The 6,967-nt window shown below is 69.8% G+C and carries 6 protein-coding genes; 5 read left to right on the forward strand and 1 reads right to left on the reverse strand.

The genetic code is table 11. From position 1 onward, the window contains the following. From hemA to AUP43_RS19635, 4 genes are all read left to right on the forward strand, one after another. The coding region (gene hemA / locus AUP43_RS04715) for a glutamyl-tRNA reductase (protein WP_322096373.1) at positions 1–1,312 on the forward strand (1,312 nt) is incomplete at its 5' end. Positions 1,313–1,315: 3 nt separating this feature from the next. Continuing rightward, positions 1,316–2,392: a peptide chain release factor 1 gene (gene prfA, locus AUP43_RS04720; protein WP_067553282.1), complete on the forward strand. Its 1,077-nt coding sequence runs from the start codon at positions 1,316–1,318 to the stop codon at positions 2,390–2,392. Continuing rightward, entirely contained in the window at positions 2,389–3,246 is an 858-nt protein-coding gene (gene prmC, locus AUP43_RS04725; RefSeq protein WP_067553284.1) for a peptide chain release factor N(5)-glutamine methyltransferase, read from the forward strand. The genes prfA and prmC overlap by 4 nt, the downstream gene beginning before the upstream one ends. Positions 3,247–3,450: 204 nt before the next feature. Continuing rightward, complete coding sequence (locus AUP43_RS19635) at positions 3,451–4,479, forward strand: DUF4167 domain-containing protein (protein WP_084462566.1); 1,029 nt, start codon at positions 3,451–3,453, stop codon at positions 4,477–4,479. Positions 4,480–4,535: 56 nt separating this feature from the next. On the opposite strand, the gene AUP43_RS04735 is transcribed toward AUP43_RS19635, so the two are convergent. Continuing rightward, positions 4,536–5,549, reverse strand: a complete 1,014-nt coding sequence (locus tag AUP43_RS04735) for an Ldh family oxidoreductase (RefSeq protein ID WP_067553288.1) — start codon at positions 5,547–5,549, stop codon at positions 4,536–4,538. Positions 5,550–5,647: 98 nt separating this feature from the next. On the opposite strand from AUP43_RS04735, the gene AUP43_RS04740 reads away from it, so the two are divergent. Then, on the forward strand, positions 5,648–6,967 hold a 1,320-nt coding region (locus AUP43_RS04740; protein ID WP_067553290.1), incomplete at its 3' end, for an amidase.

A 6,967-nucleotide genomic window follows, 5' to 3' on the forward strand; every position in this document is an offset into this window, starting at 1 on the left:
CCTCCCCCTTGAGGGGGGAGGGCTGGGGTGGGGGTGGGGCCGCAATCTGGACCGCGCCATGAACGCCGCCGTCTTCAGCGTCGCCGGCTTCAACCACCGCCTGTGTCCGGCGGGGCTGCGCGAGCAGCTCTATGTCGAGGATGTCGACCAGCCGGCGCTGCTGGCGCGGCTGAGGGCCGCCGGGGTGGCGGAGGCGATGATCCTGTCGACCTGCGACCGGGTCGAGCTGTGGATGGCCGAGGGCGATGTCGCGGCGCTCGATATCCTGGCCGAGGCCGCCCGCCTCGATCCCGCGTCGCTGGCCGGCTATCGTTTCGCGCTGGCCGAGGAGGCGGCGCTGCGGCACGTCTTCGCGGTGGCCTCGGCGCTGGAAAGCCATGTGATCGGCGAGCCGCAGGTGCTGGGCCAGGTGAAGGCCACGCACCGGCTGGCGCGCGACGCCGGCATGATAGGCCCGGTGCTGGAGCCGGTGCTCCAGGCCGCCTACCAGGCCGCCAAGCGGGTGCGCAGCGAAACCGCCATCGGCGAACGGCCGGTCAGCCTGGCCGCCGCCGCCTGTCAGCTTGCCCGCGACGTGCAGGGCGACCTGTCGCGCTGCGGCGCCCTGCTGCTGGGCACCGGGGAGATGGGGGAGTTCCTGGCCGGCCAGCTCCTGGCCGCCGGGCTGGACCGGGTCAGCGTCATCGGCCGCACCGCGCGCCGGGCGGAGGCGGTGGCCCGGCGGCTGGGCGGGCACTTCGCGACGCTGGAGGAATTGCCGCAGGCGCTGCCGGAAGCCGATATCGTCGTGGCGTGTCACGGCGAAGGGCGCTATACGCTCAGCGCCGACATGGTCGAAGGGGCGCTGCGGCGGCGCAAGCGGCGGCCGGTGTTCCTGGTCGATCTGGGCGTGCCGGGCGATATCGAGCCGGCGGTGAACCGGCTGGACGACGCCTTCCTCTACGATCTGGAGGAGCTGGAGCAGGTCGCCCTGCAAGGCCGCGCCCGCCGCGAGGCCGAGGCCGGAGCCGCCTGGGCGATCCTGGAGGCCGAGCTGGCCGCCTTCCGGCGGCAGGCGGCGGAGCGGGAGGCGGTGCCGGCGCTGACCGCGCTGCGCGAGAGTTTCGAGGCGGCGAGGCTGGCGGTGCTGGCCGACTTGCCGCCACACGATCCGGCGCGCGAGGCGGTGGACCGGGCCACGCGGCTGCTGGCCAACCGGCTGCTGCACCGCCCGACGCTGGCGCTGCGGGAATTGGCGGCGGCGGGGCAGGATCAGGCGGCCATCGAGGCGCTGTTGCGCCGGCTGTTCATGGATACGAAGGACGAGGAGTAGAAGATGGAACTGTCGCATAAGCTGGACCGTGTGGTCGCCCGGCATGACGAGCTGCGCGCGCTGCTGTCCTCCGACAAGCCGCTGGACACGCAGAGCTTTGCCCGCATGTCGAAGGAATATGCCGATCTGGAAGCGGTGGTGGCGCGGATCAACGAGCTGCGCGCCGGCGAGGCGGAGCGCGATGGCCTGACCCAGATGCTGGCCGACCCCGCGACCGACCCGGAGATGAAGGCGCTGGCCGAGGACGAGCTGGAGGCGCTGGCCGACAGCCTGGAGAAGCTGGAGCAGGCGGTGAAGCTGGCGCTGCTGCCGAAGGACGAGGCGGACGAGAAGAACGCCATCCTGGAAGTGCGCGCCGGCACCGGCGGCGACGAGGCCGGCCTGTTCGCCGCCGAGCTGTTCGAGATGTATCGCCGTTACGCCGCCCTGCATGGCTGGCGCTTCGAGGCGATGGAGGTCTCCGAGAACGATGTCGGCGGCATGAAGGAAGGCATCGCCATGATCACCGGGGCGAACGTCTTCGCCCGCCTGAAGTTCGAGAGCGGCGTGCATCGCGTGCAGCGTGTGCCGGCAACCGAGAATCAGGGCCGCATCCACACCTCGGCCGCCACCGTCGCCGTCCTGCCGGAGGCGGAGGAGGTGGACGTCCATGTCGAGGACAAGGATCTGCGCATCGACGTGTTCCGCGCCAGCGGCCCGGGCGGTCAGTCGGTGAACACCACCGACAGCGCGGTGCGCATCACGCATCTGCCCACCGGCCTGGTGGTCAGCCAGCAGGACGAGAAGTCGCAGCATCGCAACAAGCAGAAGGCGATGAAGATTCTGCTCTCCCGTCTCTATGACCTGGAGCGCGGCAAGCTGGATGCTGAGCGTTCGGCGGCGCGCAAGAGCCAGGTCGGCTCCGGCGACCGGTCGGAACGCATCCGAACCTATAATTTCCCGCAAGGGCGCGTCACCGACCACCGCATCGGCCTCACCCTGCACAAGATCGAGAAGGTGATGATCGGCGAGGCGCTGGACGAGGTGATCGACGCGCTGATCGCCGAGGACCAGGCGGAACGGCTGGCGGAGATTTCGTGACCCGGACGGTCGGCCTGGCCCTCTGCGCCGCCACCGCCCGGCTGAAGCAGACCGGGGTGGAGCAGCCCCGGCTGGATGCCCGCCTGCTGCTGGCCGACGCGCTGGGCGTGCCGGCGCACCGGCTGATCCTGGAGCCGAACGCGCCGGTGCCCGATATGGCGGCCGAGGCCTTCGAGCGCGCCCTGGCCCGCCGGGTGGCGCGGGAGCCGGTGTCGCGCATCCTGGGCCGCCGGGAATTCTGGAGCCTGAACTTCCGCGTCACCCCGGCGACGCTGGACCCGCGACCGGACAGTGAGACGCTGGTGGAAGCCGTGCTGGATGCCTTCCCAGACCGCCAGGCCGGCCTGCGGGTGCTGGATTTCGGCACCGGCACCGGCTGCCTGTTGCTGGCGGTGCTGTCGGAATATCCGGCGTCGCGGGGGCTGGGCATCGACACATCGGTGGAGGCGGTCGAGACAGCGCGCGACAATGCCGAGGATCTGGCGCTGGCGGACCGGGCCGAAATGCGCGCGGGCGATTGGGGGCAGGGGATCGGGGGGGAATTCGACATCATCCTGTCCAACCCGCCCTATATCGAGGCCGGCACCGTGCCGACCCTGGCGCCGGAGGTGGCGCGCTATGACCCGCGGGGCGCGCTCACCGCCGGCCCGGACGGGCTGGAGGCGTACCGCGCGCTCATGCCGCACCTGGCCCGCCTGCTGGCCCCCGGGGGCCAGGCATTCCTTGAGCTGGGGGCCGGGCAGGCCGATGCGGTGGCGGCGCTGGCGCAGAGCCAGGGGCTTGCGGTGCTGGGGCGGCGGGCCGACCTGGGTGGGATCGTGCGCTGCCTGCGGCTCGGTCGTCAGGCTTTCTGACAAGTCTTCGCGGGGAAATCGATAAAAAGTGTTGGACATGACCGAATTACCGATTAGGTTGAACGCGGCTGAACGCCCGGCGGCTTAGCGTTGCAAGAACGTCGCGCCACGCTCCCCAGAATATCGGTGGTTCGTCTGTCAGACGCACCCGAGGTGCTGCCGGAACGGCGTATAACGCCCATTTACAACGTGTAGAACGGTGCCATGAGACAAGGTCCTCATCAGAAGCGCTCGCGTGGGCGCGGCAATGGACGTAAACCGCATTCATCGCCTCGTATTCATAATTTTGACAGTAATGGTCCGGAAGTCCGCATCCGCGGCACCGCCTACCAGATTCATGAGAAATACATGGGTCTGGCGCGCGATGCCTCGGCGGCGGGAGATCGCATCCGGGCGGAAAACCTGTTCCAGCACGCCGAGCATTACCTGCGCATCATTCAGGCCGAGGAGGCCGCGCAGGCAGAGTTCGAGGAAAATCAGTACCGCAACAATAATGGCGGTCGAGAGCGGCCGCAGGGCGAGCCTCGCCAGGATCGCGGCTACGATAACCGCGACAACCGCAATCGCGGCCAGGATGATCGCTTCGCCGGCAATGACGAGTCGGATGACGATTCGGACGGCCAGGAGGCGATGCTCGGCGACAGCCGGAATGACGGCCGGGGCGACAGCCGGAACGACGGTCGCAATGAGGGCCGTGAAACCCGTGGCGATAATCGGGGCGATAATCGGGGCGACATGCGCGGCGACGGCCGTGGCGATGCGCGCAACGACAGCCGGGGCGACAATCGCGAGGGCCGCAACAACGAAGGCCGCAATGAGGGCCGCAATGAAGGCCGGGGCGACGGCCGCGCGCAGCAGGGCGAGGATCGCCAGGCCGGGCGTCGCGGCAATCGCGACCGGGACCGCGAGCCGCGCCGCCGCGACGAGGCGGATGATGATGCCGATGGCCTGCAGCGCATGATGGGTCTGGGGGCGGGCGAGCCGGCCCGCGCCGCGCCCACCGCGCCGCAGGAGGAAGAGGCGCCGCGTCCCCGCCGGGGCCGCCGCCCGCGCACCGAGACGGTCGATGGCGAGACTCCGCCGGAAGCCGCCGCCGCACCGGCCGCCGAGGCTGGCGCGGCTGCTCCCGAAGCAGCTCCCGTCGCGCCGCGCCGCCGCCGCACCGTGCGTGCGCGCAGCGATGCCGCGGACCAGGAGACGTTGCCGATCAAGGAGGAAAGCGGCGCGGCCTGATCGCCCGCCTCTTTTTCCGATGCAACGAGAACCCCGGCTTGCGCCGGGGTTTTTGTTTATGCGGGGTTGTTGGCCGCGCGCCGCGCGATTTCGGCATGGAGCGCGTCGGGCAGCGTCACGCCCTCGGCCTGCGCCTTGGCGCGCAGGGCCAAGCGGCGTTCGCCGGGCAGGCGGGTGCCGGGCTGGCCCAGTATCGCTTGCAGCATCGCCTCGGTCCGCGCAGCCGTGTCGCCGCCGCCGAAGCGCCGCGGGTCGATCAGCAGGATCAGATGCCCCACCTTTGGCGGCGCGCCGGTCGGCTCGAAGAAGGATGTGCCCTCATAACCGAAATGGGAGCCCGTCAGCGCCCCGCACAGCAATTCGACCATCAGGGCCAGGGCGGCGCCCTTGGGCCCGCCTATGGGCAGCATGGTGCCATCCAGGGCCGCTTTGGAATCGGTGGTCGGGTTGCCGTCGCTGTCGAGCGCCCAGCCTTCCGGGATCGGCTTGCCTTCCTTCGCCGCCAGCACGACCTTGCCGCGTGCCGCAACGCTGAGCGACAGATCCATTACCAGCGGCGGCTTGCCCGGCCGGGGGCAGGCATAAGCGACCGGATTGGTGCCGAACAGCCCGATCTTGCCGCCCCACGGCGCGATGGCGTGCGGCGTGTTGGAGAAGGCGATGGCCATCAGCCCGCGCTCGGCGGCTTCCTCCACCGGATGGCCGGCGACGCCGAAATGGTGCGAATTGGCGATGCCCAGCGCCACGATGCCGGTCTCGCCGATAATGTCGTATGCCGCGTCCAGCCCCTTGCGGATCGCCGGGAAGGCGAAGCCGGTCCTGGCGTCCACCCGCAGGGTCGCCGCCGCCGTGCGCTCGATGGTCGGCACGGCGAAGCCGTCCGCCTTGCCGTGCAGCGCCTGCTCGGCATAGGCCGGTACGCGCGCAGCGCCATGCGAGGAGATGCCGTCCGCCTCCGCCTTCGCCAGGGCGGCGGCGACGATGGCGGCGGTGTCGGGTGCTACCTTGCTGTTGGCGAAGGCGTCGCGCATCAGGCGTTCGAGATCGGCAAGGCTGACGAGCGTGGGCATGACTATCCCTATGCTGGCGAGGGGCGAGGTTTCGATGTATGTCAGACGTATCCCGCCCTGACAACTTAACGACAAAGAAAAGAAGGAAACGCCCCCGCATGAGTGCCACCGATCTGGTGAAGCTGACCGCCGTCGAGGCCGTCTCCCTGCTGAAGCAGCGCAAAATCTCCCCGGTCGAGCTGATCGACGCGGCCGCCGCGCGCATCGCCGCCGTCGACCCCGTGGTGAATGCGGTGCCGACCCTGTGCCTGGACCGGGCGCGCGACCAGGCAAAGCGGCTCGACGCCAATCCCGGCGATACGGATTATGCCGGCTATCTCGCCGGGCTGCCCATCGCGGTGAAGGATCTGAACCCGGTGAAGGGCGTGCGCACCACCTATGGCTCGCCGATCTACAAGGATTTCGTGCCGGATCATTCCGACCTGATGGTCGAGATGCTGGATGCGCGCGGGGCCATCACCATCGGCAAGTCGAACACGCCGGAATTCGGCGCCGGCGCCAATACCTTCAACGAGGTGCTGGGCACCACGGTGAACCCCTGGGATACGCGCAAGAGCTGCGCCGGTTCCTCCGGCGGCGCCGCCGTGGCGCTGGCGACCGGCGAGGTGTGGCTGGCCACCGGCTCCGACCTGGGCGGCTCCCTGCGCAGCCCGGCCAGCTTCTGCGGCATCGTCGGCATGCGCCCCAGTCCCGGCCGGGTGGCGCACGGGCCGGGCGTGATGCCGTTCGCCAACCTGTCGGTCGATGGGCCGATGGCGCGCAATGTCGACGATGTGGCGCTGTTCCTGGACGCCATGGTCGGCCGCCATCCGCGCGACCCGATCTCGCTGGAGGCGCCGGCGACCTCCTACCGCGCCGCCGTGGCCAATCCCGGCAAGCTCGCCCGCGTCGCCTTTTCGGCCGATCTGGGCGGCATCACGCCGGTCGATCCGGAAGTGCGGGCGACCGTCGCCAAGGCCGCCCGTCTGTTCGAGACCGTCGGGGCCATTGTGGAGGAGGCCGCACCGGACCTGAGGGAAGCGTCTGAGACCTTCCAGATTCTGCGCGCCGCGCAATTCGCCGCCTCCAAGGCCCCGCTGCTGGCGAGCCACCGGGAGCATCTGAAGCCGGAGGTGATCTGGAACATCGAGAAGGGCCTGAAGCTGACCGCCGAGGAGATCGGCAAGGCCGAGCTGTGGCGCGGCGAGATGTTCCACCGCACCGCCAAATTCTTCGAGACCTACGACGTGCTGGTCTGCCCGACCACCATCGTCCCGCCCTATCCGGTCGAGCAGCGCTATGTGGAGGAGGTCGACGGCCACAAATTCGATAATTACATCGAATGGGTGCTGATCTGCTCCGCCATCACCCTGACCGGCTGCCCCGCCGTGTCGGTGCCCTGCGGCTTCACCAGGGACGGCCTGCCGGTCGGCCTGCAG

The organism is Oceanibaculum pacificum, assembly GCF_001618175.1.
Taxonomy (GTDB): Bacteria; Pseudomonadota; Alphaproteobacteria; order Oceanibaculales; family Oceanibaculaceae; genus Oceanibaculum; species Oceanibaculum pacificum.

Excerpts from the sequence above, each read along its gene's own strand:
- prfA (WP_067553282.1), top strand. The coding sequence starts at position 1,316 with ATGGAACTGTCGCATAAGCTGGACCGTGTGGTCGCCCGGCATGACGAG.
- AUP43_RS19635 (WP_084462566.1), top strand. The coding sequence starts at position 3,451 with ATGAGACAAGGTCCTCATCAGAAGCGCTCGCGTGGGCGCGGCAATGGA.
- AUP43_RS04735 (WP_067553288.1), bottom strand. The coding sequence starts at position 5,549 with ATGCCCACGCTCGTCAGCCTTGCCGATCTCGAACGCCTGATGCGCGAC.